The organism is Bacillus sp. NPDC057893 (assembly GCF_042796455.1).
In the GTDB taxonomy this organism is placed as follows: domain Bacteria; phylum Bacillota; class Bacilli; order Bacillales; family Bacillaceae_G; genus Bacillus_A.
Genome location: NZ_JBHVNG010000001.1, coordinates 624348 through 648832, shown reverse-complemented (window position 1 = coordinate 648832; position 24485 = coordinate 624348). Strand labels below are relative to the sequence as shown.

Below are 24485 nucleotides of genomic sequence, written 5' to 3'. Positions count from 1 at the left end.
GTTTAAGAAAATCCATAGGGATGGAAACCTCCCCACGGATTAAAGTTTCACTTTATTTTGTTGCCGGATCAAATTTTACTCCTACATCTTTTGAGCCGCCTTCACTTCTTACAAGCTGAATAATTTTATTCGCTTCTTTTTGTGAATGCTTTGCCGCTTTAACTGTCACTCTAATGTCAGTTCCATCAGCTCTTACAAGAGCGTCTTTATATCCACCTTGAGACTTAATCACTGTTTCAAGTAATTCTTGTTTCGTTTCCATTGTAGTGATTGCATCTAGATTATCTTTCGCTTTACTCTTTTCTTCTGCTGAAGATTTTGATGAATTCATTACACCTTGTAATTTTTCTTTATCTGCACTACGCTGATCTTCCATTTGCATACGTAAAGCTGTGAAATTCTCATCACTTGATTGAACTGTTACGTTAGCATCTTTTTTACTTGTTTCTTTTTTGTCATTCTCTTTTTTGTCTGTTTCTTTATTTGTAGTTTCCTTGCTTGTATTTTCTTTCGTTGTTTCTTTTGTAACTGCTTTATCAGCACCTTGCTTTTCTTGTCCCATCTTTTCACCCGTTGCCGGTGCTGCTGTATTCATTTTATCCGGAGTTGTTACATAATAAACAGATAGCACAACCACTAAACTTAACATCGTTAATAGCCAAACCGTTTGTTTTTTCAACACTTTATTTCCTCCCTATCAATTTTTCGGTGATACTGAAACCCGATGAGCTGGTACATCTAATAATCGCGTCACAGCTTCTTTTACCATTGCTTTTATTTGTATATTATCCACTCCCTTTGCTACGACCAGAACACCTCGTACTTTCGGTTTCTCTGTTCGCAAAACAATTGGAGTTTCTTTATCACCTTCACGTATAATGACTGTCTTTTCATCAAGAGACTCGTCTTCTACTTCCCTTTTACCGCCTGCTTTATCAGTTTCACCTGTCGATTGTGAACGTTTCACTGTATTTTTCTCGAGTATTTTTTCTTCAGATGAATCTAAGTTCACTTTAATAGTTACGTCTTTTACTCCAGCTATTTCTTCTAAAGAAGCTTTCAATTCTTGTTCATACGCTTTTTCGTATTTTTCTACATTTGACATATTATCATTGTTTTTTTGACCGAAAGTTGGTACATCTTTATCTTGACTTTGACTTGTCTTTTCTTTAAACACAGGCACTTCTTCTTTTTTAGGTGATAAGAACTTACTAGAAAACATAAGCGCAATCCCAAGTATGAGTAGGACAAGCAAAAACTTAGGTGTTACCTTTTTCCCCTTCTCATTACTTTCTTTTCCATCCCCATTTAATAGGTTTCGAAAAAATGAGAACCTCGAATTTTTATCTTTATTGTCCATTTACGCTACCTGTCCTCCCTTCCATCTGAACTTGGATTTGTTTATCCTCTAGTTGCCACCTGCTTGAAAAGAAATCTTTCATTTCTACATTCGTTTCTTCTATTTTTTTTGGAGGTTCTTTCATATTAATTTCAATTGGCTTTACTGTTTCGATTGCATCATTTTTACTACGTTCTTTTTCTTTCAACGTCACAACAACAGATTGAATATCTTTCGCTGACTTTACTTCTTCTGCATGTTCCACTGCGACTATTTGTATTTCAGAGACTGTCATACCATACTTTTTCTCAAACTCTTTTCCTACTTCTTTCGTCATTTTGGTAGCCATCTCTTCTAAACTATATGCACGTGTTAGAGCTTGTATTTCTTTTTTCTTCGAATCTATCGAATTTTTTACAGATCCTTCGGCTACATACTTTTCTTCATTGAAATTTGCGATAACTTCATTTACATCTGTTTGTAACAACTTAAATAGAGGCGTTAAAATTAATACGACTAACAATAGACTTACAACGAATTTAACGTACTTTTGCAAATTTGAATTTGGAAGAATAAGATGAAGCATTGTCGCTAAGAGTAAAAAAACGATAATATTTCTAATCCACTCTGTAACAAATTGCACACTCTTCACCTCCTACCGCATCATGAGAGTAATGTTCCCGGCGGCAATAATAATTGTGATACTTAAAAAGAACATAAATGATACGATAGCTAAGCAAGCAAATACGTAAATGATACTTCGTCCAATGATATCTAAACATTGAATAATTGCTCCTCCGCCTACTGGTTGCAATACTGCTGCTGCGAATTTATAAATAAACGCAATACAAAAAATTTGAATCGCTGGGAAAGCGACAATTAAGCATAAAATTACGAGCCCGATAATTCCGACTGTGTTTTTTAATAATCCAGATGCACTAATAACAGTATCCGCCGCCTCAGTAAACATCCTTCCTACTACAGGAATGAAGTTTCCTGTTACAAATTTAGCCGTTTTCACAGCTATACCATCAGCAACGGCTGACGCTGTTCCCTGTACAGATAATACGCCTAAAAAAACCGTCAAAAAGATACCAATAATCCCTACACTAACGTTTTGCAAAAGCTTGGACAATTTCGTAACTTTATATTGATCACTCATCGTACTTACAATACTTAATATAGTTGCAAGTAATAAAAGTGGTAGGACGATATAGTTCATAAGAAGCCCACTCGTATTCATTAAGAAAATGATGATTGGATGAAAAAACGATACAGAAACAACACCACCACCTGTTGCTATGAGTGCAAGTAAAATTGGTAATAACGCTAGTATGAAATCTACCATTGTTTGTATCGTCTCTCTTGCATATGTCATGACGACATAAAAACTATTTAAAGCGAAAATAATAAGTACCATGTATACGACTGCATCAGCGATTTTACTCACGCTACTCTTTGAAAAAGCAGATTGCAACGATTGCAACAATGCACTGAAAATCGTTAGCATAATGAGCGTTCCAAGTAACTTTCCATTTGCAACAAGCTCGTGAAATAAATATTTTAGTAGACCTATCATCCACTCTTTTATGGAAAACTCTTTTTCTCCCTTTACAAACTCCATAAAGCTTCCTTTTTGACTCTCTGGTAAATAGCCTCCATACTTTGTAACAAGCCCGTCCCAAAATTGCTTCACATCTTCAATTCCGAGCTTATCCAATTGTTGATCAACGACGTTTGTTTCTATAGGAGAAGCTTGTACAACAATCGGTAAAGAAAAGAAAAGGAAGCAAGCAAATAATAGCTTAGCTCCAAACTTCCTCAACATTCACTCCCCCTTATCCCGTAGGTAAAAAACCAAGAATTGTTTCAATTACAACCGTCAAAATAGGAATTGCCATGACGAGAATTAAAATTTTTCCAGCTAATTCAATTTTCGAAGCGATTGCACCTTGACCAGCATCCTTTGTAATTTGCGCACCAAACTCAGCGATATAAGCAATCCCTATAATTTTCAATAACGTTTCTACATATACGTTACTAACCTTCGCTTCACTCGCCACTCTCTCAATCATTTGTAAAATAGAATGAATTTGATCGATTAAGAGAAGAAACATCATGCTACCAATGAACACAATAAATAACGATGTAATACTAGATTTATGCTGATTTAAAACAGCAGCTAAAAATGTAGCAACGAGGCCTAATCCGACAATTTGTATAATTTCGATTCGAACCGCCTCCTTTACTGGAAGAGAAAGACACTTTTAATCTTGTCGAATAGAGTATTAATTAAAAATGCAACATGAAACAAAATAACGACAAAACCGACAAGGATAACCCAATTCGCAATATCCTCTCGCTTTAATTCTTTTAGTACAGTATGAATGAAAGCTAAAACAATGCCGATTCCGGCGATTTGAAATATTAATCCAACATCAATGGACATCGCCTTTCTCCCCCCTATAGCAGTAAAATTACGATAAGTAGCCCTGCCAGTACCCCTAAACTCTTTATCATTTTTTCATATTGTAGTTGTAATGCTTTCGCTTCTCCTTCTTCTCTCTCCAAATGTGTAATACATAAGCGAATATGTTTTTGTTGTGATTCACGATCATGTTGTCCAAGTGTTTCACCAAATTGTTGCAGTATTTCATACTCGGTTTGTTTAAACGCCGTTAACGTCCAGTTCTCCTTCAAACTATCAATCCAAGCTTCTCTAACTGTTTGCTCCCCGCCCTCTAGTCGTTTCGAAAAACTTTGAAATATCCAATTTAATGGCTTCGGCATTTGTTTGACTAAACGCTCTGCAGCCTCAGATAACGGCGTGTGTCCATACATAATTTCAGCTTCTAATGATTGCAATGCTGCCTTCAATAACCTAAGTTGCCGCGGTCTCTCACTGTACCTTTTAGCGTATGAAAATCCGAAAAAGGTGCTAACAGCAACTATTAATACCGCACCAAATATTTTCACCATACGCCTTGAGCCTTTCTATGAGGTAATACTGATTTTCCATATTTATCTTTCACTTGCATAACCGTTCCTGGCCCTCTCGCTTTTGACAATTCCACAAACCGATCAAATACACCAAGTTCCAGCACCGCCTGTAGCGAGGGACGTTTCACAACATCATCATAAGAAAATCCGTGTGCACTTATAAAAAGCTGAACGCCGGCATGCACCGCCTCCATAATTGCTTCACTATCTTCTTTACGTCCAATTTCATCTACGATTAATATGTCTGGGCTCATAGAACGGATCATCATCATCATTCCTTCAGCTTTTGGACAAGCGTCTAATACATCTACTCGCGTGCCAAAGTCATATTGCGGAATCCCCTTCACACAGCCGGCAATTTCTGATCGCTCATCAACAATTCCCACTTTACATGAAGGGATTTTCGAAGCACTTACACCTTGACTCATACAGCGTGCTACATCTCTTAAAAGTGTTGTTTTCCCCGTTTGCGGTGGGCCTATTACCATCGTGTTTAACCATCGTGATTCATAAAGATATGGCAGAAGCGGCTCAGCAATCCCTATTTTTTGACGGGCAATACGAATATTAAAAGAAGAGACATCCCGAATCATTTTCACTGCACTTTTTTCTGTAATGACTTTTCCAGCTAGGCCAATTCTATGTCCTCCTCGTAGTGTCACATATCCACGTTTCAATTCCTCTTCCATCGTATAAATTGAGAATTGACTTAATTTATTCAATAAATGGATTGCATCTTCCGCTGTAGCGATATAGTCATAGAAAAACACTTCTCCATGTGCGATACACTCTAGTGGCCTTCCAATTCGAACACGAATTTCCTCTAGAGCATCGTATTGTTTACAGCCTTCAACTAACTGTCTCATCATTTTCGGTAAAACTTCTAATACTTCTTTCATAAGCTTCTCCCCACTATACTCGACTTACTATTTCAACAACGCGATAAAAATGCAGCCAATTCCAAGCGCTAGAAAAAAGAGTTTCAAGAAAGAAATCTCACTTGCTACACTCGCTATGCCAATTGTCATTGTTAAAATTAATACGGTCGGTCCAACAAACGCCAACAAACCATTTATAAACAATGCTTTCTTCGCATCATTCACGTAAAGCATAAGCAAAGCGGCGAATATTTCCGCGCTACCTGAAAACAACCGAAGTAACCCCATAACAAGCACGGATGTTTCCATTGCCGCTAGCCACTGTTTCATTCTCCCACCTTCTCCCATAACAGTTACTACTTCCTTATTCTGAAAAAGAATATATTTGTACAACCATATGCAGAGGTTGTCTATTTCAGAAGTAAAAATATATTTTTTCTCTATCGACTTTATTGAAATCTGAATATTCTCATTAATTTATGGTATATTTAATAGAAAAGGAGCATAGACGATGGAGCAAGTTACTTTATTACCGCTCGATTTACGATATGCAAATGTGATTTTTGAGCTATCAAGCAATCCACATGTAAAAAATGCATTAGGGATAAAAGTAGAATCAGTGGAAGATACAAAGGCATTCATTCTTTTTGCAATTGGAGAGGAACGAAAAAAACACTCCTTATCAAGAGTGATTGTAAGTGAGGAAAATGAAATAATTGGCCTCACGACACTTAAACATATTAATTACGAACAAAAGCACTCACATATTGGAAGTTGGCTCGGCTATCAATATTGGGGAAGAGGATATAACGAAGCTGCTAAAAAAGAGATCTTTAAAATCGCTTTTTTAGACTTGCAACTTACATACGTATTTGCCGGTGCTAAAACGACTAACATTCGCTCTTTAAAAGCACAAGAGAAACTACCTTACATTTCATTACATGTGGAAAAACAATTTCCAGACGTACACGCTGCTTTGGAGAAAGAAGTAAAATCACCTTGCGTACTGCATGTTGTATCATGCGAAAAATTTTCAGATTGGTTGGAAGTACGAAATGAGGGGGGGAAAATATGAAGGGATTGAAAATTAGTTTAACAATTGTAGTAGAATTAGCTATTATTTATCTTTTTTCAAAAATGGTCGGCTGGTCATTTATGGAGAGCTTTTTCCTTGGCAGTCTAGCAATATTTGCAATTACGTGGTTAATTATTATGAGTACCTTTAGAAATAACAATATGGAGCATGTAACGAATAAAACTTTTACCGGTATTGAAACTGGTGAAATACGCCCGTTTCAAATTGTTTTGACTCCATATATTATGGGTACCCTTTCACTCGTCACAGTTAGTTTTGTTATAACCGCAATTTACTATCTTCCCTATTTCCTATAAAAAAAGCACTCGTGATAATCACGAGTGCTTTTCTACTATGCACGAGAAACGTATTTACCTTCACCAGTGTTGATGATAAGCATTTCGCCTTCGTTAATGAAGATTGGTACTTGTACAACAAGACCAGTTTCTAATTTAGCTGGTTTTGTTACGTTAGAAGCTGTGTCACCTTTAATACCAGGCTCTGTTTCTGACACTTTTAATTCAACTGTGTTCGGAAGTTCAACACCAAGTACTTCATCTTGGTATGTCATAATAGATACTCCCATGTTTTCTTTTAAGAATTTTAATTCGCGCTCGATTTGGTTTTCGCCAAGTTCGATTTGCTCATAAGTTTCGTTATCCATAAATACGTGAGACTCACCGCTCGCGTATAAGTATTGCATACGACGGTTTTCGATGTGTGCTTTTTCTACTTTTTCACCTGCACGGAATGTTTTCTCTTGAACAGATCCTGTGCGAAGGTTACGTAGTTTAGAGCGAACAAATGCAGCACCTTTACCTGGCTTTACGTGTTGGAAATCCATTACTTGCCAAAGGGCATTGTCCACTGAAATTGTTAAACCTGTACGAAAATCGTTTACTGAAATCATGTAAAAAAATCCTCCTGTGTATTACAAAATAATAAGTTCTTTTGGTGATTTCGTTATTACTTCATTACCTTCACTTGTTACAATGATATCATCTTCAATACGTACCCCGCCAACACCTGGAATATAAATACCTGGTTCTACTGTTACAGCCATACCTGGTTCAAGTACTGTATCAGAACGGAACGCTAAACCTGGTGCTTCATGGATTTCAAGACCGATTCCATGACCAGTAGAGTGTCCGAAGTATTCACCATATCCTTTTTCCGTTATGTAATCACGCGTTAATGCATCAGCCTCACGACCCGTTAAACCAGCTTTAATACCGTTCACACCACGTAGTTGTGCTTCTAAAACGATATTATAAATTTCTTTTAATTTATCAGATGGTTCACCGACTGCAATCGTACGAGTAATATCAGAGCAATATCCTTTGTAATAAGCGCCGAAGTCTAATGTTACGAAATCTCCTTTTTCTATCACTTTTTCAGATGCCACGCCGTGCGGTAATGCCGAACGAAGACCTGAAGCAACGATAATATCAAACGAAGAAGATGTTGCTCCTTGTTTTCTCATGAAAAATTCAAGTTCATTTGACACTTCAATTTCAGATACTCCCGGGCGAATGAATGATAGAATATGCTCAAAGGCAGCATCTGCAATCTGTGCAGCTTCCTTTAATATCTTAATCTCTGAATCAGTCTTTATCAAGCGTAACTTTTCTACAAGCCCAGAAGTTGGGATGAATTCAGCTTCGATCGCTTCATTATGCGTTACGTAAGAGCTATATGTAAGAGTATCTTGCTCAAAGCCTAGCTTTTGAATTCCAAGTTCTTTAACTTGTTTCGCAACTTCATCCAGAATTAATCCTGCATGCTGCACTATTTCGTATCCAGCCGCTTGCTTACTAGCTTGCTCTACATAACGGAAATCTGTAATAAATAGAGCACGCTCTTTTGAAATTAGTACAACACCAGCTGTTCCTGTGAAATTCGCCATATATCTACGGCTATGTTCATTCGTTAATATGATACCGTCAATACCAGCCTCATCAAACGCACTTCTTAATCTCTCGATCTTTTCCATCACTTTATGCCTCCCTCAATTTCTCCATTAATGCAAATAACGCTAGCTTATAACCATAAAAACCAAATCCAACAATTTGTCCCGCACAAACAGCCGCTGTCACAGATTCATGACGAAACGACTCACGCTGATGAATGTTAGAAATATGTACTTCAATAACTGGAATCGAAACACTTGCTATAGCATCCCGAATCGCGTAGCTATAATGCGTAAATGCACCCGGATTTAGAATGATTCCTTCATATATGTCATCAGCCTCATGAATAATATCAATAATAGCTCCTTCATGATTCGATTGAAAACATTCTAACTCCACTCCCACTTTCTCTGCTTCTTGTTTCATATCTGTTTCAAGCGTCGCTAACGTTCCTTTTCCGTATACATTTACTTCCCTAACGCCAAGACGATTTAGGTTAGGACCGTTTACGAGGAGTAACTTTTTCATTTTCTTAAAACTCCTTAATATTAAAGAATGTCTATACGACATTTTAACATAGGAATCACTTATTTGAATAGTTTGTCTTCTCGATCCCTTCTCCTCTATTTGTATTATTCGATTCGAATGCTACAGAATACGAAATAAAAACACCATATAATATAAAGATACATACTGTCGTTACAATTGTTTCTTTCGGTAAATGGAGTGCACTTTTAATAACTGGTGCCATTAGCCCCATCCCCAAAAATAATAATGCCCACCAAAATAAACCGTACAGTACGCCAGGTAATACTCCTTCAAACTTTTTAAAAAGAGCTTTATAGAGAAATGCCACTAAAATTGAAAGAAGTCCCATACAAACGATACCTAGTACATTCCCCCAAACCCCTTCTTTCCAATCTCCAAATGCAAACGGTAAAAGTAAATAGTTAGGGCCAGCTTCTGTAAATGAGAATATATGAAGAAAATACCATATACCTCCCCAAAATAAGCCACCAAATAAACCAATTTGTACAAAATTTCTTATTGTTGAATGTTCTTGATTCACATTGACACCTCCGCTCAATAGTATGCCCGAAACTATTTTGAAGCATGTTTAAATCCTGCAAAATTTGTCTATAAAAAGAATAAGAAATGTCCGACTCTCGTAACATTTTCACTTGTCATCTACCTGTATTTGTCGATAAAATAAAGGAAACTCGGTGATTGTCTTATTTCAAGATGACAGAACCAAGTATGACAATTGCCTCTTTTTCTACATAAGAGAGAAACAAATACAGGTTGGTGTTAACATGGCAGAAGAGTCAAAACAAATATATGGCGGGCAGGCAGTCATAGAAGGAGTTATGTTTGGCGGTAGAGAATATACTGTTACAGCGGTTCGTCGTAAAGATAAATCGATTGAATTTTATCGTTTACCACGCGTTCGTAATAGAGCATTATCTCTACTAAAGAAAATTCCATTTTTACGAGGTATTGCCGCTATTGTGGATGCAAGTGCGAATGGAGCGAAACATTTAAACTTTGCTTCAGAACGATTTGATGTCCACCCAGAAGATGATAAACAATTTGCAAATAAAAAAGAAGAACAATCAAAATTAACGATGGTATTAGGAGTTGCAGCAGTTGGCGTTTTATCGTTCATATTCGGTAAAGTAATTTTCACAGCAGTTCCTGCACTTTTAGCTGAATTAACGAGACCGATTTTCCCATCTCATACAGGGCAAATCATTGTCGAAAGTGTCATTAAGCTCATGCTATTATTGAGCTATATATACTTCATTTCTTTAACCCCACTTATTAAGCGGGTATTTCAGTACCACGGTGCGGAACATAAAGTAATCAATGCTTATGAGAATAATCTTCCACTAACTGTAGAAAATGTTCAAAAGCAAACTCGCCTCCATTATCGCTGTGGCAGTAGCTTTATTATATTTACGGTCATTATTGGAATGTTTGTCTATTTCCTCGTCCCTACAGATCCGCTTTGGGCAAGGGTAGTAAACCGAATTTTATTAATTCCGGTTGTTCTCGGTATTTCTTTTGAAGTATTACAATTTACCAATCGATTACGAGATGTCCCTGTTTTACGAGTACTTGGATATCCAGGATTATGGCTGCAACTATTAACAACGAAAGAACCAACAGATGATCAAGCGGAAGTTGCAATCGCATCGTTTGAAGAATTATTACGTTTAGAAAACAAACAATAATTATTTAAAAATGGTGTTCAACTCCTTTCCTCATCGTTAATATACTAATTTTAATATATGTTTTTAGGAGGTGTCCCTTATGAACGGTCGTTCGTTTACATTCGCTATATTTGTGCTTATTATCGGATTAGCAATATTCGGCCTTGTTTCATCTGTTATTACAGATCCAATGGGAGTATTAAGAAATATCGGGTACATGTTACTTGTTGTCGGTATCTTTTATTTGCTATACAAGATGTTTACAAATTCTAGTGGTTCTGCAAATTCGCAAAGCTCATATAAGCGCGCTGCAAAACAATCGAACCGCAAACACGGGAAACAAAACGTAGCACCCCTAAGCAATTCTTTCTTGAAACGAAATGCTTCTGATGACAAGGAAAAAAAGGGTCATTCTCCATCGTTGAAAAGAAAAAGAAAACAATCTCACCTAACTGTCATTGAAGGTAAGAAAAACAAAAAGAAAGACCGTGCTTCCTTTTAGGAAATACGGTCTTTTTTTATCCCTGTTGGTACAGGGCTAATAATCAGTGGAAAATGAGCCTCCCTACTGATTAAAGTTTCACTTTATATGTTGAAGCACTTCTTTCAAACTTTTTTCTTTCATACTTTCGATACGAAGGTTATGGTTTTCAAATTGTAAATTTCTTGTCACATCATTAGGTACGACGACACATTTTAATCCTGCTGCAACCGCTGCTTTCAATCCATTTAATGAATCTTCAAATACAACAGCTTCTGACAGTTCAATTCCTAATTCTTCTATCGCAACTTTATAAAGGGCTGGATCTGGTTTTACCTTCTCTACATCTTCTCTCGTTTTAATCACTTCAAAATAATCTCTAATTTGTAGCTCTTCTAAAAAACGAACGACCCACTCCCTAGATGAACTAGAGGCTAATGCGATTTTCAATCCAAGTTCTTTCGCTTCTTCTAAATATTCTTTTACCCCATCACGCGCTTTTGGTATTTTCATTTTCTCTTTATGTAAAGTTGTTACTTTTTCCTTTAATGCATGCTCGTTAAATTTTTCTTTTAATTGCTCTTTTAAATATGCATAAAGCACTTCATCTGTCGTTCCAATACATTTTGCAAACTCCCCTAAAGGTAACTCGCCGCCGTATTCACGAACAGCATCTCTGAAAGAGTGAAACCATATTGTTTCTGTGTCCACAATTAATCCATCAAAATCAAAAATAATTGCTTTCATTATTCTCCCGTCCTTTTCGATTGAAATAAAAAAGGAAACGCCACACGTTCCCCTTAATTACTTTTCTCTTCATTTGCTTTTTGAACACCACGAAGTGTTTCTACTCGAACTTTATCTTGTTCAAAGTATTGTACTAAATCACCGATACGGTCAATTGATTCCCAACTTAAATGATGTTCAATTCCTTCTACATCATTATAAATTTTGCTTTCATCCACACCGATAATGCGCATAAACTGTTCTAACAATTCATGACGATATACGAGACGTTCTCCGATTTTTTTACCTTTTGATGTTAATACAAGCCCTCTATATTTTTCATAAATTAGATATTCGTCTTTGTCTAATTTTTGTACCATTTTTGTTACAGAGGATGGATGTACACTAAGCGCTTCAGCAATATCAGATACACGGGCATAACCCTTTTCATCAATCAACAAATAAATTTGTTCAATATAATCTTCCATACTAGGGGTAGGCATCGGTTTCCTCCATCCAATTTCATTTTGCTTATTCCGTACGAAGCAATCAATAAAATGATACACCAGAAAGAATAACGTGACAAGGTGGAAACGAGCCTAAATATATAAAACAAAAAAAGAATCCATATTCGCATACAGATTCCCCTTATGTAAAATATTGAATTTCTGCATCAGGAAAATACTCATGTATATAACTTCTTATTGTTGCCTCCAGCACTTCTGCATCATCCTTTTGATATACATATTTCCCAATACCGTATCGTCCCCATTTATATTTCCGCTTCTCTTCATCCATTTCAAGTTTCGTATTCGGATAACGCTCTTGAATAACTTTTTTGGCTGGTTTCGTAAAACGATGTTGAATTAATTCAAATGTTAAATTTGGTATCACCATATCTTTCAACTCATTGTACAAGCGCTCAAATAATTCATGGTATCCTTCTTCCCACCCTTCATGCATATAAATTGGTGCAACAATAAAGCCAAGTGGATAATTAGCTCCTGCTACTTTACGTGCCGCCTCAATTCGCTTTTCAAACGGTGATGTCCCCGGCTCAAAATTTTTAATCACATAACGTGAATTAATGCTAAATCGAAAACGTGTTTTCCCATTATGCTTTGCATCTAATAAATGATTGACGTGTGAATATTTCGTAACGAAACGTAAACGTCCATATTCACTTTCTCCGATGAACTCTATCGCCCGCTTTAATGCATGTGTTAAATGATCAATTCCAACAATGTCTGATGTACACGCCGCTTCAAATCTTGTTATTTCAGGGGCCCTTTCATCCATATATTGCTTTGCCTTCTCAAATATTTCATCTAAATTCACATACACCCTTACGTAAGGTTTACTCCCAAGTGTCGTTTGCAAATAACAATAATGACAATGTCCCATACACCCTGTTGCAAGCGGGATTGCATATTCAGCTGACGGTTTTGACGTGTCAAACTTTAGCGTCTTCCTCACCCCAACGACAAGTGTCGCCTTTGCATTACGATACTTTTGCAAATCATTTTCGCCTGGTAAATTTCTAATTTGATTATGTGATGTCGTTTCACGAATTTCTAATCCCATCTTCGTAAATTTCTCATACAGCTCTTTTCCAAGCGGATATTCGAGTGCCCTCGGTTCAAAGTAAACGAGTTTTGGCATAAACGGTTTCATATACTTCCCTCCTCTCGTTAGTATGGGAAACAAAGAAAAATTAACACACATTAAAGTTTTCCACTTCAGTAACTTGCGTTGCAAGTTACTGAATGTTATAATTTGGATAACAGCTACCTTGCAAGGCAAGTTACCTGGATAAAAGGTGGTGAAATCATGCACAGTCAAATGTTAAAAGGTATACTAGAAGGTTGCATTCTATATATCATTTCACAAGAAGAAGTGTACGGATATGAACTAAGTACAAAATTAAATAAATACGGCTTTACATTCGTAAGTGAAGGAAGCATCTATCCTTTATTGTTACGCATGCAAAAAGAAAAACTTATTGAAGGTACATTAAAGGCTTCCTCTCTTGGACCAAAGCGAAAATATTATCACGTAACTGATAAAGGATTAGAACAGCTTGAAGAATTTAAAAAAAGCTGGGGAATGGTTTCAACGACGGTAAACAACTTATTACAAGGGGAGTGATAGGGATGAAGGCGAAAGATATGGTTGAATTGAACAATAAAAAACGAGAACTTCTAACAACTGAAAACGAATCTGCTTACGGTGATATGTTAGTATATCTTCGATTATCTAACGTACCCGCGCAACAAATGGAGGAACTTTTACTAGAAATATTAGATCATCTTATCGAAGCACAAACAGAAAATAAAAATGCTTACGACATCTTTGGAGATGATTTACAATCTTATTGCGATGAACTTATATCAGCTTCACCAACCCAAACAAAGCTAGAAAAAACTTCTTTAATTGGATTTTCTATTAGTTTACTTCTTGCTATACAGTTTGGAATCGATGCACTTGTTTCGACTTTCATTTTAATCTTCGGGAAGAATATCGAACAATTAAGCCCAGCTTTTAGCATCCCTGGAACCACTTTGTTCGTTTCACTTATTATACTAGGTATACTTTTCATCTTATATTTATTAAAACGCTACTCTTTTGATCAAACGATGAATTGGAAAAGAAGGATTCTATTTGGATTCGCATTTGCTACTCCATTTTGTTCAGCTGTATTTTTAAATATCTATTTTAAAAAACAACCTTATCTCATTTATCATCTAACCTTTTGGCAAAACGCCTTAATCGCTATCCTATTTTTTATTTTATATAAATTACTATACAAAAAATCAAATTTTTAACAGCCTTTCAAACGGCTGTTTTTCTTCTGTCTAATTTTACAAATTGAAAAATTTCATAAAGAAAATAAGAAAAATGCAAAATAATTAAAGTTAATTGTTGACGTGATGCTTTTATTATCGGTATCATAAATCTTCGTGAGCAATTATTTTTCGTTATACGATTTTTTTATTATTACTGAATTTTTGAGAGGAGAAATTAGATGTCAGTTAAGAAGAAAACGCAAGTACGCACCGGCAAAATGGTACGTGAACTAATGTTAGCAGACGAAGATGTAAATGCTTCGCTAATTATGGTATACAGTGAAAACGGTGTAAACGCAGAAATTAAAATCGAGGGCTTAACGCCGAAATGTAACGAAGAATTATTTTTGAGCGGAAACGTGGATTGGAACAAGAGTGTTATTTATAAAATTGTTGATTTCACTGGGAACGCGGAAGTTGGTAAAGTTACATTAACAGCGATGAATAAGAACAATGTTTCTCTAGAAATTGAACGCGTTATGTGGAGCAAAGAAAATAAAGAAGCTGCTGAGCAAGAAGAAACAGTTGTAGAAACTACTCCGAACAAAGAAGTAGTTGTAGAGGCTCCTAAAGCAGTTACACCCGCTCCTAAACCTGTTATGCGTGTAGAAACACCCGCTATAACACCTAAGCCTACTCCGGTACCAACGCCGAAGTCAGTAAGTGTTGAAGCAGCTGTAGAACTATCTACTCCAGCGCCTGTGAAAAAAGCAGTACCTACTCCAGTTACAAAGCAAGAGACAGCACCGGTTACTCCTGTAAAACCGAAACAACCTGCTTTGACTGAAACAAATACAAAACTACAAGAAAATTATGTTAAACTTGTGAAAAAGACAATTGAAGTTTGTCAAGATTACGAGCTTGGCATCGACATAGATGATTCTATTGAAGGATTAAAAAAAGAGCTACAAAGCCAAGGTATTAGCGTTACATTCGACAAAGAAATTATGGACGTTGTAAATCGCCTTCGTTCTTTACAAGATAAAGGAATCAAAGTAGAAAAAGTACTTAATTTACTATAAAAATAAGGAGATGGCGGTCGCCATCTCCTTATTTTTTATAATTCCATTCATTACTTTCATACTTCTCTTTTGCTAAAGTTTGAACTTCATGAAGCTGTTCTTCTGTTAGTTCATACGGCACAAGCTCTATATCTAAACCTTTTTCAAATCCAGTTTCAAACGCTTGAATTAACTGTTCAATCGTAAATGTACGGTCTGTTAATTCATTAATCGCTACCGCTTTAGAAGAAAACATGTTTTTCATACGCTCTTTTACACGTTCATTTGGGAATAAAAATAGATCGTATAACTCATCTAAATCTATTTCTAACGGAATCGAACCGTGTTGTAAGATAACACCTTTTTGACGGGTTTGAGCACTACCTGCGATTTTTCTTCCTTCAACTACAATTTCATACCAAGATGGTGCATCAAAACATACGCCTGAACGCGGATTTTTTAAATTTTCACGATCCGCTTCTGTTTTCGGAACTGCATAATATGCTTCTAATCCTAATGCCTTAAAACCGTCTAATAAGCCTTGTGAAATAACACGATACGCTTCTGTAACTGTTTTAGGCATATCCGGATGATCTTCAGACACAATAACACTGTACGTTAATTCTTTATCATGTAGTACACCCCTACCGCCTGTTTGACGACGAACAAATCCATATTTCTTTTCGTTAACTACATCCATATTTATATCTTTTTCAACACGCTGGAAATACCCAACTGTTAATGTTGGTACTTCCCATTCGTAAAAACGAATTGTTGGTGGCATTTTCTTTTCACTTTGCCAATTTAATAAACATTCATCTAACGCCATATTAAATGCTGGTGAACATTGACCAGAGTTAATATAACACCATTTTTCTTTTCCCATCCTGCACCTCATATAACCAATTATTTTTCACATTCTCTAGTCTACCAAATTCGACAAAATTTGTGAAAGAATACGAAATTTCTTCTTATATACAAATGAATCTGTTGCATAAATACATATGGGCATTATAATATTGAAAGTAGGATAAGAAAAAAGGGAGCGATAGAATCGTGTCAACAAACTTGATTATTATACTAGCCGCAATTGCAGCATTCATCGGCTACACTGTATGGATGTATTTCTATCAGAAAAAATTAATTAAAACACTTTCAGAAGAAGAATTTCGCGCTGGCTACCGTAAAGCACAGCTTATCGATATTCGCGAAGCGGATGAATTTAACGCGGGACATATTTTAGGTGCGCGTAACATTCCATTATCACAAATTCGCCTTCGCCACAAAGAACTTCGCCAAGATCAACCGGTTTATTTATATTGCCAAAGCGGATTCCGTACAGGTCGTGCAGCTCAATACTTAAAAAAACAAGGCTACACAGATTTCTACCAATTAAAAGGTGGATTTAAATCTTGGTCAGGCAAAATTAAAAAGAAGTAACATACAAAAACTAGCTGCACGATACAGCTAGTTTTTTCATTCCATATTGTTCGCAATGTACAGTAGATTTTGTTTAATCACATCTTCATCTTTCTCATCTACATTACGATATAATAGCTGATATTCAATCCCCTTCTCTTTCCATATAAGCGTAGCAAATTCGTCCCCTCGCTCGTAATCATCCTTATTTTTAAAATAAGCAGGTGCTCCATTATTCAATTTCATTTGTTCTTGAAATCGATTCTCTTCTACGAGGTATGGAAAACTGTAAGAAAAGTTGGCCACTGTTAATTCTATATAATCGCGCCTTCCTTTCTCTTGTTGCTTATATTTAATCGTTAAGACAGCATTCTTCTTTCCCATCGTTCTTACCTCTCCCTTCACATCACTCGTAATGTCATAAGGTAAAAACGTTGGAACTTTAAACTTCGCCGGAAAATATTTTGGAAGTTCCTTTAGCGGAATCGGATCAGTAACACGGTCCTTAGCCCCTCCTGTTGTTCCTACAAATGTTTTTTCTTCTTGCATCGTTTGCTGAAATGAACATGAGCTAAGTATTACACTAGAAAACACGAAACAAATGATGCCTTTTTTCAATTTGTTTCCGCCCTTTCATACCGCTCTCTTAACGAGCGAAGCGTTTATACTCTCTTCTATTCGCCTCGTTATCAAACACCTCCTCCGAAAACTTTCCACGTTATTCTCACACATTTTGACAAAAATTCTTTGCAGACATACAAAAAAGACCTCGCTATTCTTACGCCCAAATAAAAAGGTTACGCGAATAACAGAAGTCATGCTTATAACATAGATTGTGAAAAGCTTTTCAGGTCAAGATTTTTTCATTCTTATTATTTTCCCCTTATAATTAAGTAAAGAGGTGATACATATGGCCAATATAAAACAAATTGCAAAAACTGCTGGTGTATCCATATCAACGGTTTCCCGTGTCCTTAATAATCATCCTTACGTAAAAGAAGAAAAGCGTAAGCGTGTTTTAGATGCAGTTGAAGAATTGAACTATGCAAAAAATATAAATGCTATCCATTTAATAAAAGGTAAAACATATACGATTGGCGTTATGCTACCTTTCATTAATGTTCCGTACTTTAGCACGATCATTGAAGGAATCGGAAACGAAGCATTAGCAGCTGGATATCATATTAATTTATGCCAAACGAATTACGATAGTATTGAAGAAATTCGCGTTCTTGAAATGATGAAAATGAAGCAATTTGACGGGATGATTATTTGCTCTCGCACGAGTTCATGGGAACAAATTGAACCGTTCGCAAAATTTGCCCCTATTATTTCATGTGAAAAAATGAAACATCCCCTCATTTCATCTGTCTATGTAGATCATTATGAGGGCTTCCGTCTCGGTACTTCCTATTTACTCAGTAAAGGTCATGAAAAAATCGGCATTTGTTTAGCAAGAAAAACAAGTGTTAATTCAATCGAGCGTGAAAAAGCTTTCGCCGATACCCTTCGTCACGAAGGAAAAACAGTTCACCCTGATTGGATTTTCCATCAATGTTATACGATGCAGGACGGGGCAAAAATACTTCACCGTATTTTAAACATGAAAAATCGCCCAACCGCTATTTTCACAGCGAACGATCAAGTTGCTGCTGGTTTATTAACAGAGGCAAAAAAACTTGGCATTCGCATACCTGAAGACCTCGCTATCCTGGGATTTGATAACCATGAAATTTCAAAAGCATTAGAAATTACAACTATTAAACATCCCGGGCTCACAATGGGCTCACATGCTTTTTCTTTATTCCATAAACAGATTCAAAGCGAGCAAATTACCGGAAGCACAGAAGAACTTTCATTCCATTTAATTGAACGAAAAACAGTCTGAAAAAGGAGCGTTAATTATAGCGCTCTTTTTTCAACTCTTCACCTATTGACTTTATATTTTTCATCTCATATAATTAACCTAACGAACGGTAGGTAGGGGATGAAAATGACAGCAAACCGGATTAAAGCTGTAGCACTTTCTCATTTCGCACGCTACGGCTACGAAGGAACTTCCTTAGCAAATATTGCTAAGGAAGTTGGGATTAAAAAACCATCGATTTACGCACACTTTAAAGGAAAAGAAGAGCTATATTTTACATGTTTGGAATCCGCTCTTCAAAAAGATTTGCAGAGCTTCACAGACGATATCGAAAATTTTTCCAAATCGTCTACTGAAGAATTGCTCTTAAATTTGTTAAAAGGCTATGCAAAACGATTTGGTGAAAGTGAAGAATCAATGTTTTGGTTACGAACTTCTTATTTTCCGCCGGATGCATTTCGCGAACAAATTATTGATAAAGCGAATGTACACATTGAAAATGTCGGGAAACTTTTATTCCCTGCGTTTAAAAGAGCAAGCGAACAAAATGAACTGCATAACATTGAAGTAAAAGACGCTTTGGAGGCTTTTTTATGCTTACTTGACGGCCTTATGGTTGAACTACTATACGCAGGTTTAAATCGTTTTGAGACACGTTTAGAAGCTTCTTGGAAAGTATTTTGGCGCGGACTTTCAAACTGACGGATTGCTCCTTTGCAATGCGTCGTTTTTAAGCCCTTTACCTAACGACTGGTAGGAAGGAGAAATGACATATGGCATGGATTTATGTAATCATAGCTGGTATTATTGAAATCTTTTGGGTGATTGGACTAAAAAAAGCGGAGGCACCACTTGAGTGGGCTGGTGTTGCTCTATTAATCACAATTAGTTTCGTCTTATTATTTAGAGCTTATAAAGATTTACCTGTCGGTACTGTATACGCAGTCTTTACAGGAATTGGAGCTGGTGGAATCGTTCTTACAGAGATTTTCATCTTCGGAGAACCTTTCTCTATCGTAAAAGTTTTATTAATCGGTTTAATTTTCTTCGGAGTAATTGGTTTAAAACGAGTAACAGAAGAAAAAGAAGCGAAGGAGGCTGCATAAAATGGCTTGGGTATTTTTAATTCTAGCTGGTATTTGTGAAATTGTTGGTGTACTCTTTATGAAAGTAGCCACTGAAAAGAAAGGCTGGGCACCAAAAGTTATTTTAATCGCTAACTTCGGCGTAAGTTTCTTCTTCTTATCACTTGCAATGAATACATTACCGATGGGAACTGCTTATGCAATTTGGACTGGAATCGGAACTGCCGGAAGTGCACTTCTAGGTATTCTTATTTTCCGCGAGTCAGCGGATTGGCGCCGCCTTGCCTTCTTAAGCTGCATTCTATGCGGTGCTGTTGGCTTAAAACTATTAGGCTAACGTGAGGTGAATGTCATGTGGAAAGAAAAAGGAAAACAAATCTTAACATGGATCACACTTGGGATCGTCATTCTATTGCAAATAAGTTTTCATATAATAGAATGGTTGTTTCATAAAGTAATATCCATTCTTACATTCTTTCCCAACATGGCACTTGAAATTGCATCTATCGCTTGGTCAATTATTGCCTCCATTGCAATCGTAATTATATGGAGTATCGCCAAGCTATGGAACAAGTTATTTAAAAAGGACAGTTCTTCTGAAAAAGAGTAACTGTCCTTTTTTTATCCCGCATTAACGGGCAGTAAGACCCCCACCTCAAAATTCGGCGAATGCGAGGGAGTTAGGTGGGAGATCAACTGCCCGTAAACGCCCGATTGGTTCAACTAATAATCAGTGGGGATGGACAAAACCCCCACTGATTAAAGTTTCACTTTATATTCATTCTGATTTTCTATAGAAATTTGATGCGATCAGACAAAGCAGACCAACTATGACAACACTCATACCAATCCCTTTATGCAAATTAGGAAATGGCGATGGTATATCTGAGTAAAAATTTGCTAATATGAAACCAATTGAGCATAAAAGTACCCCTATTCTATACAACCATTTTCTTTTTTTCATCATTCTCCCTCCTAAAATTTTCATACCCTCCTTTCTTTTGGACATACTACCTAAAAAAGGAGTGGATCATATGCAAAATTCTATACATAAGCAGATCCTATTTTTATTTTTCCTGTTTCTCTTTCTCATCATATTTTTCAGCATAATATTACATACTCCGAAAGATGTGCCAAGTAGCGTTTCTGTTTATAAACTGTTGCTTTCATATTGTCATTATTGAAGAAGGTGCCTTTTATGAGGCACCTTTTAAAATTCTCTCTTCTCATACAATTTCACTGAAACGAAGATAGATACTATGAACATGCATATTGAACTAACGAATAACACGCTGTTATATAGTTGAATTTGTTCTAGGTTGATTTGAAAGAACATAGAACAAATTGCTATCGGTACTATTAGTATGAAAAGCGTAATAAAAATAGTTTTTTTATACGCTAACCAAAACGATATTGGTAAAACAAAGCTTAAATACACTAAAATAAAGCTAATACTAGCAACCATTGTCGTTTCAATAAATTCAAATAGGTTAACCCCATTCTTCATTCCCATCGTGAAACAACCGACCGTTACGCTTATAAAAAGAATAATAATTGCTACTATATATTTCGCATACACAATTTGTTTTCTCAATATTGGTAAACTATTTACTATAACTTCACTCTCATTTTTACTATCTGCTTCAAATGTTTTTACTGTTGCCCCAATTGTAATAATTACTGACATAATTATGAACAGATTTTCCGTATCTGTTAAAGCCATATAAAAGAAAATAGGATACAGTATATACCAAATTAAAAATTTCCATTGGACGATGAAATCTTTTAAAATTAGTTGTTTCAACAACATTCCCTCCCCTCACAAATCACGCTCATTATACAAATTAATTGAGAGTACCATCGACATGACATATAAAAGGAGCAGCCCGGCTATGAAACAAATATTTATGACTAGACTCGTGCTCCAAATATTCTCTACATCTAACCACACGTTACTTACAATCACTCCACTTAAATACCCCAATGCAAGTCCGGCAAACGGAGCAATTTGTTTTGCACTGCTATACCCTACTGAAAATTCAATTGGAAGTACAATTATGCTATAAACAAAACCACCTGTTATTCCACCAAGAATCGCTCCCCACAGCATAAATCCAGTTATATGTTCATTTTGCAACTGAATTAAACCAACCACAAGTGAGAAAATTCCACCTAAAACAACTAAAATGCTTACAAATATGTATTTTGCTATGACAATTTCTTTTCGTTGAAATGGAAGACTATTTACTAGCATTTCACTTTTATTTTTATTCTCATAACTCATTGACAGCATCATGCCAAGAATAGGTATAAACATGCTAAATGTCATCAGAAAACTATCACTACGAAAATCAACAATGACAAGGAAAAACAAACATATAAGATAAGCAAACCCTAACTTTCTTTGCAACATCATATCTTTTAAGACTAGTTGCTTGATCATTTATTGCACCTCCTAGTATGAAAATGCCAGCTTCTATAACTCTGCCTCCTGAAACATTTTCATTGAGAGCAACATTGATATGACTATACTTACTAACACTCCGATACCAAGAACACTCATTGATAATATAGCAACTTCAGAGTGAAGTACTTTTAGCATGATTGTTTTATCACCAAAAATATTGCACATAAGGCCAATCATACCCATTAAAGGAAAAATCATAATAACATTCAAGAAGTAGTAGCTTTATATCCTCCAATGTAATTAGTAGGTATCGTTACTACACAATAAATCAAAGTTGCTACTATTGCTGAAAATATTGCATATCCAGGAATAACTATATCTCTGTTCAATAAAATATTTCCTAATATTACGACTATAAAAGTTGTACTCAGACCGGCTATAATAAATAATGTGGTTGCAATATATTTAGCTATAACTATCTCTTTTCTTGTTATAGGCAAACTCACTAATACTTTTTCTATTTTACTTTTCTCTTCATAATAAAAAGAAATATATATAATCGTACTACATGTTATAAATAATCCTATTGCAATCCCCATTGGTTCTACGGAATTTCTAAAAACAGATAAAATAGGTATTAAAAAATAGAAAGGAAACATCTTCTTCTGTAAGAAAAACTCCTTCAAAATCAACTGTTGCATATGAATTCTCCTCTCTATAAATCACGTGCTCCGTAAATTTTAATTGTAAGAAACATAGAGGCGATATATATACTAGCTAGTGTAATTAATCCAACTATAAATATGCCAAGATGTAATGGATTCATAATCCACTCAATGAATGAAGGTGCTGTTTCATTCAGCCCATCACTAATAAATATCCAAAGTATTCCCCCCACTCCTATTGATGCTGCTGATACTATACTTCTTACTACCTTCGATTTTGTACCATAATAACTAGGGAAAAAGGTGACAACCAAAAATACGGCGTAAACAACCCCATTTACTACTCCATACCATGGAACTTCAATGTATAGGTTAGGATGATATGCACCGATATCACCAATAACAGCAATACCTCTTATAAGAAAAGCAAACAACATAGTGGAGAACATACCACCTACAATAAATATTGCACTGGAAATATATCTAGCAATTATGATATCCTTTTTACTTAACGGTAAACTATTAATAATAATGTCACTTGTATTTCGTTCATCTATTACGACTAATATCGTAACTGAGGAAAGAGTTATAAATAAACAACTCATAGGAAACAGCATTCCATCACCATGTTCAAATAAAAAGAATATAAAAGGTATAGTAAGATACACTAACCATATCCCCCGAAAAAAGAACAAATCTTTATATACGAGCTGACGCATAGGCACCTCTCCCTTTCGCAGTGTAAACGATGATATCGTCTAATGTAGGTTTTTCTAGTACAACCTCATTTCCAAACCAATCGATAATTGCTTGTCTATCCTCTGCTAAACCTTCAAAGCCAAATTTATTTTTTCGTAATCCAACAAATAGTTCTTTTCCTTCTCGATCTAATAAATCATTGCTTCCCTTTACGATTACGTAGTTCTCCATTAATTCATCTTTCTCACCAGTAAATATAATTTCTCCATCATTGATGAACGTAATGTAATCCGCGATGCGTTCTAAGTCTGTAGTAATGTGTGTGGAAAATAAGACAGACACTTCATCTTCCATTACAATCTCTTGCAACATATCAAGCAAGTCACTTCGAACAACTGGGAATAATCCTGCTGTTGGTTCATCCATAATAATGAATTCCGCATGGTGTGAAAGTGCGATTGCAATCGCAAATTTCATTTTCATCCCTTTGGATAACTCTTTAATCTTTTTATACTTTGGAACTTGTAATCTCTGCATATACGATTGATACTGCTTTTCGTCCCACTTTTTATATAACGGTGCAATAATCCGTTTCATTTGCTCACACGTTAAATCTTCGTAATAATGATTTTCATCATATACAAAACCAATATTTTGTTTTATTTCTTTTTCAGCTTTCTTATTGTCCTTACCAAAAATTTTTATATCGCCACTATCTTTTCTAATTAAATTCATAATCATTTTGATCGTCGTACTTTTTCCGGATCCATTCGGTCCGACAAATCCCATAATATATCCACGTGGTAATGTAAAATTCATATTTTTCACTGAGAAATCTTGATAACTTTTACAAACGTTTTTTAGCTCTAACATC

35 protein-coding genes and 2 pseudogenes are annotated in these 24485 nt (G+C 35.8%); 13 read left to right on the top strand and 24 right to left on the bottom strand.

The window, feature by feature from the left end; all coding sequences use genetic code 11:
• Positions 1 to 52: 52 nt before the first annotated feature.
• Genes ACFVQC_RS03620 through ACFVQC_RS03580 form a run of 9 tightly spaced genes read right to left on the bottom strand, consistent with a single transcriptional unit; the run spans position 53 to position 5547 of the window.
• The gene (locus ACFVQC_RS03620; RefSeq protein WP_377897431.1) at positions 53 to 682 is read right to left on the bottom strand and encodes a SpoIIIAH-like family protein; all 630 of its coding nucleotides are present in this window, start codon (positions 680 to 682) and stop codon (positions 53 to 55) included.
• Positions 683 to 697: 15 nt separating this feature from the next.
• A complete protein-coding gene (gene spoIIIAG / locus ACFVQC_RS03615) occupies positions 698 to 1360 on the bottom strand; it encodes a stage III sporulation protein AG (RefSeq protein ID WP_377897429.1) in 663 nt (220 codons plus the stop codon).
• Positions 1350 to 1982 carry a stage III sporulation protein AF gene (spoIIIAF, locus tag ACFVQC_RS03610; protein ID WP_002145795.1) on the bottom strand — a complete coding sequence of 211 codons (633 nt, stop codon included), beginning with the start codon at positions 1980 to 1982 and terminating at the stop codon, positions 1350 to 1352. The genes spoIIIAG and spoIIIAF overlap by 11 nt, the downstream gene beginning before the upstream one ends.
• Before the next feature lie 12 nt (positions 1983 to 1994).
• The gene (gene spoIIIAE / locus ACFVQC_RS03605) at positions 1995 to 3167 is read right to left on the bottom strand and encodes a stage III sporulation protein AE (protein ID WP_002033983.1); all 1173 of its coding nucleotides are present in this window, start codon (positions 3165 to 3167) and stop codon (positions 1995 to 1997) included.
• A gap of 10 nt (positions 3168 to 3177) precedes the next feature.
• Entirely contained in the window at positions 3178 to 3561 is a 384-nt protein-coding gene (gene spoIIIAD, locus ACFVQC_RS03600) for a stage III sporulation protein AD (protein ID WP_078172833.1), read from the bottom strand.
• Between the two features lie 23 nt (positions 3562 to 3584).
• Complete coding sequence (gene spoIIIAC / locus ACFVQC_RS03595; RefSeq protein ID WP_000020914.1) at positions 3585 to 3788, bottom strand: stage III sporulation protein AC; 204 nt, start codon at positions 3786 to 3788, stop codon at positions 3585 to 3587.
• Between the two features lie 14 nt (positions 3789 to 3802).
• Positions 3803 to 4318 carry a stage III sporulation protein SpoIIIAB gene (gene spoIIIAB / locus ACFVQC_RS03590; RefSeq protein ID WP_002111763.1) on the bottom strand — a complete coding sequence of 172 codons (516 nt, stop codon included), beginning with the start codon at positions 4316 to 4318 and terminating at the stop codon, positions 3803 to 3805.
• On the bottom strand, positions 4312 to 5238 hold the full coding sequence (spoIIIAA, locus tag ACFVQC_RS03585) for a stage III sporulation protein AA (protein ID WP_002145793.1): 927 nt from the start codon (positions 5236 to 5238) through the stop codon (positions 4312 to 4314). The genes spoIIIAB and spoIIIAA overlap by 7 nt, the downstream gene beginning before the upstream one ends.
• Positions 5239 to 5265: 27 nt before the next feature.
• The gene (locus ACFVQC_RS03580) at positions 5266 to 5547 is read right to left on the bottom strand and encodes a YqhV family protein (RefSeq protein ID WP_377890438.1); all 282 of its coding nucleotides are present in this window, start codon (positions 5545 to 5547) and stop codon (positions 5266 to 5268) included.
• A 181-nt stretch (positions 5548 to 5728) separates the two neighbouring features.
• Here ACFVQC_RS03580 and ACFVQC_RS03575 point away from each other — a divergent pair.
• Positions 5729 to 6308: pseudogene (locus ACFVQC_RS03575) on the top strand (GNAT family N-acetyltransferase).
• Positions 6289 to 6609 carry a hypothetical protein gene (locus ACFVQC_RS03570; RefSeq protein WP_377890440.1) on the top strand — a complete coding sequence of 107 codons (321 nt, stop codon included), beginning with the start codon at positions 6289 to 6291 and terminating at the stop codon, positions 6607 to 6609. The pseudogene ACFVQC_RS03575 and the gene ACFVQC_RS03570 overlap by 20 nt, the downstream one beginning before the upstream one ends.
• 35 nt (positions 6610 to 6644) lie before the next feature.
• On the opposite strand, the gene efp is transcribed toward ACFVQC_RS03570, so the two are convergent.
• Genes efp through ACFVQC_RS03550 form a run of 4 tightly spaced genes read right to left on the bottom strand, consistent with a single transcriptional unit; the run spans position 6645 to position 9271 of the window.
• Entirely contained in the window at positions 6645 to 7202 is a 558-nt protein-coding gene (efp, locus tag ACFVQC_RS03565) for an elongation factor P (protein WP_002145789.1), read from the bottom strand.
• 21 nt (positions 7203 to 7223) lie between these two features.
• The gene (pepQ, locus tag ACFVQC_RS03560; RefSeq protein ID WP_002111768.1) at positions 7224 to 8285 is read right to left on the bottom strand and encodes a Xaa-Pro dipeptidase; all 1062 of its coding nucleotides are present in this window, start codon (positions 8283 to 8285) and stop codon (positions 7224 to 7226) included.
• 4 nt (positions 8286 to 8289) lie between these two features.
• Positions 8290 to 8730 (bottom strand): type II 3-dehydroquinate dehydratase, encoded by a 441-nt coding sequence (gene aroQ / locus ACFVQC_RS03555; RefSeq protein WP_002145788.1) that lies wholly within the window; start codon positions 8728 to 8730, stop codon positions 8290 to 8292.
• A 55-nt stretch (positions 8731 to 8785) separates the two neighbouring features.
• Entirely contained in the window at positions 8786 to 9271 is a 486-nt protein-coding gene (locus tag ACFVQC_RS03550) for a YqhR family membrane protein (protein ID WP_377890444.1), read from the bottom strand.
• Between the two features lie 244 nt (positions 9272 to 9515).
• Between ACFVQC_RS03550 and ACFVQC_RS03545 the strand changes: the two genes are divergently transcribed.
• Both ACFVQC_RS03545 and ACFVQC_RS03540 read left to right on the top strand, forming a co-directional pair.
• Entirely contained in the window at positions 9516 to 10436 is a 921-nt protein-coding gene (locus ACFVQC_RS03545; protein WP_377897427.1) for a DUF1385 domain-containing protein, read from the top strand.
• A gap of 79 nt (positions 10437 to 10515) precedes the next feature.
• Positions 10516 to 10917: an SA1362 family protein gene (locus tag ACFVQC_RS03540; RefSeq protein ID WP_002145785.1), complete on the top strand. Its 402-nt coding sequence runs from the start codon at positions 10516 to 10518 to the stop codon at positions 10915 to 10917.
• Positions 10918 to 10995: 78 nt separating this feature from the next.
• Here the strand turns inward: ACFVQC_RS03540 and ACFVQC_RS03535 are convergent, their stop codons facing one another.
• The 3 genes from ACFVQC_RS03535 to splB form a co-directional block, all read right to left on the bottom strand.
• Complete coding sequence (locus ACFVQC_RS03535; protein ID WP_377890449.1) at positions 10996 to 11643, bottom strand: HAD family hydrolase; 648 nt, start codon at positions 11641 to 11643, stop codon at positions 10996 to 10998.
• 53 nt (positions 11644 to 11696) lie between these two features.
• Positions 11697 to 12125 (bottom strand): transcriptional regulator MntR, encoded by a 429-nt coding sequence (mntR, locus tag ACFVQC_RS03530; protein WP_071747095.1) that lies wholly within the window; start codon positions 12123 to 12125, stop codon positions 11697 to 11699.
• A gap of 145 nt (positions 12126 to 12270) precedes the next feature.
• Positions 12271 to 13296: a spore photoproduct lyase gene (splB, locus tag ACFVQC_RS03525; protein ID WP_377897425.1), complete on the bottom strand. Its 1026-nt coding sequence runs from the start codon at positions 13294 to 13296 to the stop codon at positions 12271 to 12273.
• Positions 13297 to 13452: 156 nt separating this feature from the next.
• On the opposite strand from splB, the gene ACFVQC_RS03520 reads away from it, so the two are divergent.
• From ACFVQC_RS03520 to ACFVQC_RS03510, 3 genes are all read left to right on the top strand, one after another.
• Positions 13453 to 13770 carry a PadR family transcriptional regulator gene (locus tag ACFVQC_RS03520; protein ID WP_377890453.1) on the top strand — a complete coding sequence of 106 codons (318 nt, stop codon included), beginning with the start codon at positions 13453 to 13455 and terminating at the stop codon, positions 13768 to 13770.
• Positions 13771 to 13775: 5 nt separating this feature from the next.
• The gene (locus tag ACFVQC_RS03515; RefSeq protein ID WP_377897424.1) at positions 13776 to 14447 is read left to right on the top strand and encodes a DUF1129 family protein; all 672 of its coding nucleotides are present in this window, start codon (positions 13776 to 13778) and stop codon (positions 14445 to 14447) included.
• A 200-nt stretch (positions 14448 to 14647) separates the two neighbouring features.
• The gene (locus ACFVQC_RS03510; RefSeq protein WP_377897423.1) at positions 14648 to 15490 is read left to right on the top strand and encodes a hypothetical protein; all 843 of its coding nucleotides are present in this window, start codon (positions 14648 to 14650) and stop codon (positions 15488 to 15490) included.
• Between the two features lie 28 nt (positions 15491 to 15518).
• On the opposite strand, the gene ACFVQC_RS03505 is transcribed toward ACFVQC_RS03510, so the two are convergent.
• The gene (locus ACFVQC_RS03505) at positions 15519 to 16355 is read right to left on the bottom strand and encodes a lipoate--protein ligase family protein (RefSeq protein WP_002145776.1); all 837 of its coding nucleotides are present in this window, start codon (positions 16353 to 16355) and stop codon (positions 15519 to 15521) included.
• A 170-nt stretch (positions 16356 to 16525) separates the two neighbouring features.
• On the opposite strand from ACFVQC_RS03505, the gene ACFVQC_RS03500 reads away from it, so the two are divergent.
• Positions 16526 to 16909 (top strand): rhodanese-like domain-containing protein, encoded by a 384-nt coding sequence (locus ACFVQC_RS03500; RefSeq protein ID WP_002034000.1) that lies wholly within the window; start codon positions 16526 to 16528, stop codon positions 16907 to 16909.
• A gap of 36 nt (positions 16910 to 16945) precedes the next feature.
• On the opposite strand, the gene ACFVQC_RS03495 is transcribed toward ACFVQC_RS03500, so the two are convergent.
• The gene (locus ACFVQC_RS03495; RefSeq protein ID WP_377889481.1) at positions 16946 to 17482 is read right to left on the bottom strand and encodes a DNA polymerase III subunit delta; all 537 of its coding nucleotides are present in this window, start codon (positions 17480 to 17482) and stop codon (positions 16946 to 16948) included.
• Positions 17483 to 17798: 316 nt separating this feature from the next.
• On the opposite strand from ACFVQC_RS03495, the gene ACFVQC_RS03490 reads away from it, so the two are divergent.
• The 5 genes from ACFVQC_RS03490 to ACFVQC_RS03470 all read left to right on the top strand — a co-directional run bounded on the left by ACFVQC_RS03490 (position 17799) and on the right by ACFVQC_RS03470 (position 20450).
• Positions 17799 to 18776, top strand: a complete 978-nt coding sequence (locus ACFVQC_RS03490) for a LacI family DNA-binding transcriptional regulator (RefSeq protein WP_377897421.1) — start codon at positions 17799 to 17801, stop codon at positions 18774 to 18776.
• 99 nt (positions 18777 to 18875) lie between these two features.
• Complete coding sequence (locus ACFVQC_RS03485) at positions 18876 to 19457, top strand: TetR/AcrR family transcriptional regulator (RefSeq protein WP_377889226.1); 582 nt, start codon at positions 18876 to 18878, stop codon at positions 19455 to 19457.
• A gap of 71 nt (positions 19458 to 19528) precedes the next feature.
• Positions 19529 to 19861 carry a DMT family transporter gene (locus tag ACFVQC_RS03480; RefSeq protein ID WP_000312339.1) on the top strand — a complete coding sequence of 111 codons (333 nt, stop codon included), beginning with the start codon at positions 19529 to 19531 and terminating at the stop codon, positions 19859 to 19861.
• Position 19862: 1 nt separating this feature from the next.
• Complete coding sequence (locus tag ACFVQC_RS03475) at positions 19863 to 20177, top strand: DMT family transporter (RefSeq protein ID WP_002015033.1); 315 nt, start codon at positions 19863 to 19865, stop codon at positions 20175 to 20177.
• A 15-nt stretch (positions 20178 to 20192) separates the two neighbouring features.
• Positions 20193 to 20450 carry a DUF3975 family protein gene (locus tag ACFVQC_RS03470; protein WP_377889229.1) on the top strand — a complete coding sequence of 86 codons (258 nt, stop codon included), beginning with the start codon at positions 20193 to 20195 and terminating at the stop codon, positions 20448 to 20450.
• A gap of 168 nt (positions 20451 to 20618) precedes the next feature.
• Here ACFVQC_RS03470 and ACFVQC_RS03465 read toward each other — a convergent pair whose 3' ends face one another.
• From ACFVQC_RS03465 to ACFVQC_RS03440, 6 genes and pseudogenes are all read right to left on the bottom strand, one after another.
• On the bottom strand, positions 20619 to 20804 hold the full coding sequence (locus ACFVQC_RS03465) for a hypothetical protein (RefSeq protein ID WP_377889231.1): 186 nt from the start codon (positions 20802 to 20804) through the stop codon (positions 20619 to 20621).
• Positions 20805 to 21050: 246 nt separating this feature from the next.
• A complete protein-coding gene (locus tag ACFVQC_RS03460; RefSeq protein WP_377889233.1) occupies positions 21051 to 21647 on the bottom strand; it encodes an ABC-2 transporter permease in 597 nt (198 codons plus the stop codon).
• A gap of 12 nt (positions 21648 to 21659) precedes the next feature.
• A complete protein-coding gene (locus ACFVQC_RS03455) occupies positions 21660 to 22283 on the bottom strand; it encodes an ABC-2 transporter permease (RefSeq protein ID WP_377889235.1) in 624 nt (207 codons plus the stop codon).
• Positions 22284 to 22316: 33 nt separating this feature from the next.
• A pseudogene (locus tag ACFVQC_RS03450) lies at positions 22317 to 22948 on the bottom strand (ABC-2 transporter permease).
• Positions 22949 to 22962: 14 nt separating this feature from the next.
• A complete protein-coding gene (locus ACFVQC_RS03445; RefSeq protein ID WP_131230510.1) occupies positions 22963 to 23631 on the bottom strand; it encodes an ABC-2 transporter permease in 669 nt (222 codons plus the stop codon).
• A complete protein-coding gene (locus ACFVQC_RS03440; RefSeq protein WP_377897420.1) occupies positions 23612 to 24484 on the bottom strand; it encodes an ABC transporter ATP-binding protein in 873 nt (290 codons plus the stop codon). Before ACFVQC_RS03440 ends, ACFVQC_RS03445 begins: the two co-directional genes overlap by 20 nt.
• Position 24485 lies beyond the last annotated feature (1 nt).

Excerpts from the sequence above, each read along its gene's own strand:
- ACFVQC_RS03505 (WP_002145776.1), bottom strand. The coding sequence starts at position 16,355 with ATGGGAAAAGAAAAATGGTGTTATATTAACTCTGGTCAATGTTCACCA.
- ACFVQC_RS03580 (WP_377890438.1), bottom strand. The coding sequence starts at position 5,547 with ATGAAACAGTGGCTAGCGGCAATGGAAACATCCGTGCTTGTTATGGGG.
- ACFVQC_RS03515 (WP_377897424.1), top strand. The coding sequence starts at position 13,776 with ATGAAGGCGAAAGATATGGTTGAATTGAACAATAAAAAACGAGAACTT.
- ACFVQC_RS03465 (WP_377889231.1), bottom strand. The coding sequence starts at position 20,804 with ATGAAAAAAAGAAAATGGTTGTATAGAATAGGGGTACTTTTATGCTCA.
- ACFVQC_RS03440 (WP_377897420.1), bottom strand. The coding sequence starts at position 24,484 with ATGTTAGAGCTAAAAAACGTTTGTAAAAGTTATCAAGATTTCTCAGTG.
- ACFVQC_RS03540 (WP_002145785.1), top strand. The coding sequence starts at position 10,516 with ATGAACGGTCGTTCGTTTACATTCGCTATATTTGTGCTTATTATCGGA.
- mntR (WP_071747095.1), bottom strand. The coding sequence starts at position 12,125 with ATGCCTACCCCTAGTATGGAAGATTATATTGAACAAATTTATTTGTTG.
- ACFVQC_RS03490 (WP_377897421.1), top strand. The coding sequence starts at position 17,799 with ATGGCCAATATAAAACAAATTGCAAAAACTGCTGGTGTATCCATATCA.
- ACFVQC_RS03485 (WP_377889226.1), top strand. The coding sequence starts at position 18,876 with ATGAAAATGACAGCAAACCGGATTAAAGCTGTAGCACTTTCTCATTTC.
- ACFVQC_RS03535 (WP_377890449.1), bottom strand. The coding sequence starts at position 11,643 with ATGAAAGCAATTATTTTTGATTTTGATGGATTAATTGTGGACACAGAA.
- splB (WP_377897425.1), bottom strand. The coding sequence starts at position 13,296 with ATGAAACCGTTTATGCCAAAACTCGTTTACTTTGAACCGAGGGCACTC.
- spoIIIAA (WP_002145793.1), bottom strand. The coding sequence starts at position 5,238 with ATGAAAGAAGTATTAGAAGTTTTACCGAAAATGATGAGACAGTTAGTT.
- ACFVQC_RS03455 (WP_377889235.1), bottom strand. The coding sequence starts at position 22,283 with ATGATCAAGCAACTAGTCTTAAAAGATATGATGTTGCAAAGAAAGTTA.
- ACFVQC_RS03520 (WP_377890453.1), top strand. The coding sequence starts at position 13,453 with ATGCACAGTCAAATGTTAAAAGGTATACTAGAAGGTTGCATTCTATAT.
- spoIIIAC (WP_000020914.1), bottom strand. The coding sequence starts at position 3,788 with ATGTCCATTGATGTTGGATTAATATTTCAAATCGCCGGAATCGGCATT.
- spoIIIAG (WP_377897429.1), bottom strand. The coding sequence starts at position 1,360 with ATGGACAATAAAGATAAAAATTCGAGGTTCTCATTTTTTCGAAACCTA.
- ACFVQC_RS03445 (WP_131230510.1), bottom strand. The coding sequence starts at position 23,631 with ATGCGTCAGCTCGTATATAAAGATTTGTTCTTTTTTCGGGGGATATGG.
- ACFVQC_RS03570 (WP_377890440.1), top strand. The coding sequence starts at position 6,289 with ATGAAGGGATTGAAAATTAGTTTAACAATTGTAGTAGAATTAGCTATT.
- ACFVQC_RS03545 (WP_377897427.1), top strand. The coding sequence starts at position 9,516 with ATGGCAGAAGAGTCAAAACAAATATATGGCGGGCAGGCAGTCATAGAA.
- spoIIIAB (WP_002111763.1), bottom strand. The coding sequence starts at position 4,318 with ATGGTGAAAATATTTGGTGCGGTATTAATAGTTGCTGTTAGCACCTTT.
- ACFVQC_RS03470 (WP_377889229.1), top strand. The coding sequence starts at position 20,193 with ATGTGGAAAGAAAAAGGAAAACAAATCTTAACATGGATCACACTTGGG.
- spoIIIAE (WP_002033983.1), bottom strand. The coding sequence starts at position 3,167 with ATGTTGAGGAAGTTTGGAGCTAAGCTATTATTTGCTTGCTTCCTTTTC.
- ACFVQC_RS03510 (WP_377897423.1), top strand. The coding sequence starts at position 14,648 with ATGTCAGTTAAGAAGAAAACGCAAGTACGCACCGGCAAAATGGTACGT.
- aroQ (WP_002145788.1), bottom strand. The coding sequence starts at position 8,730 with ATGAAAAAGTTACTCCTCGTAAACGGTCCTAACCTAAATCGTCTTGGC.
- efp (WP_002145789.1), bottom strand. The coding sequence starts at position 7,202 with ATGATTTCAGTAAACGATTTTCGTACAGGTTTAACAATTTCAGTGGAC.
- pepQ (WP_002111768.1), bottom strand. The coding sequence starts at position 8,285 with ATGGAAAAGATCGAGAGATTAAGAAGTGCGTTTGATGAGGCTGGTATT.
- ACFVQC_RS03475 (WP_002015033.1), top strand. The coding sequence starts at position 19,863 with ATGGCTTGGGTATTTTTAATTCTAGCTGGTATTTGTGAAATTGTTGGT.
- ACFVQC_RS03480 (WP_000312339.1), top strand. The coding sequence starts at position 19,529 with ATGGCATGGATTTATGTAATCATAGCTGGTATTATTGAAATCTTTTGG.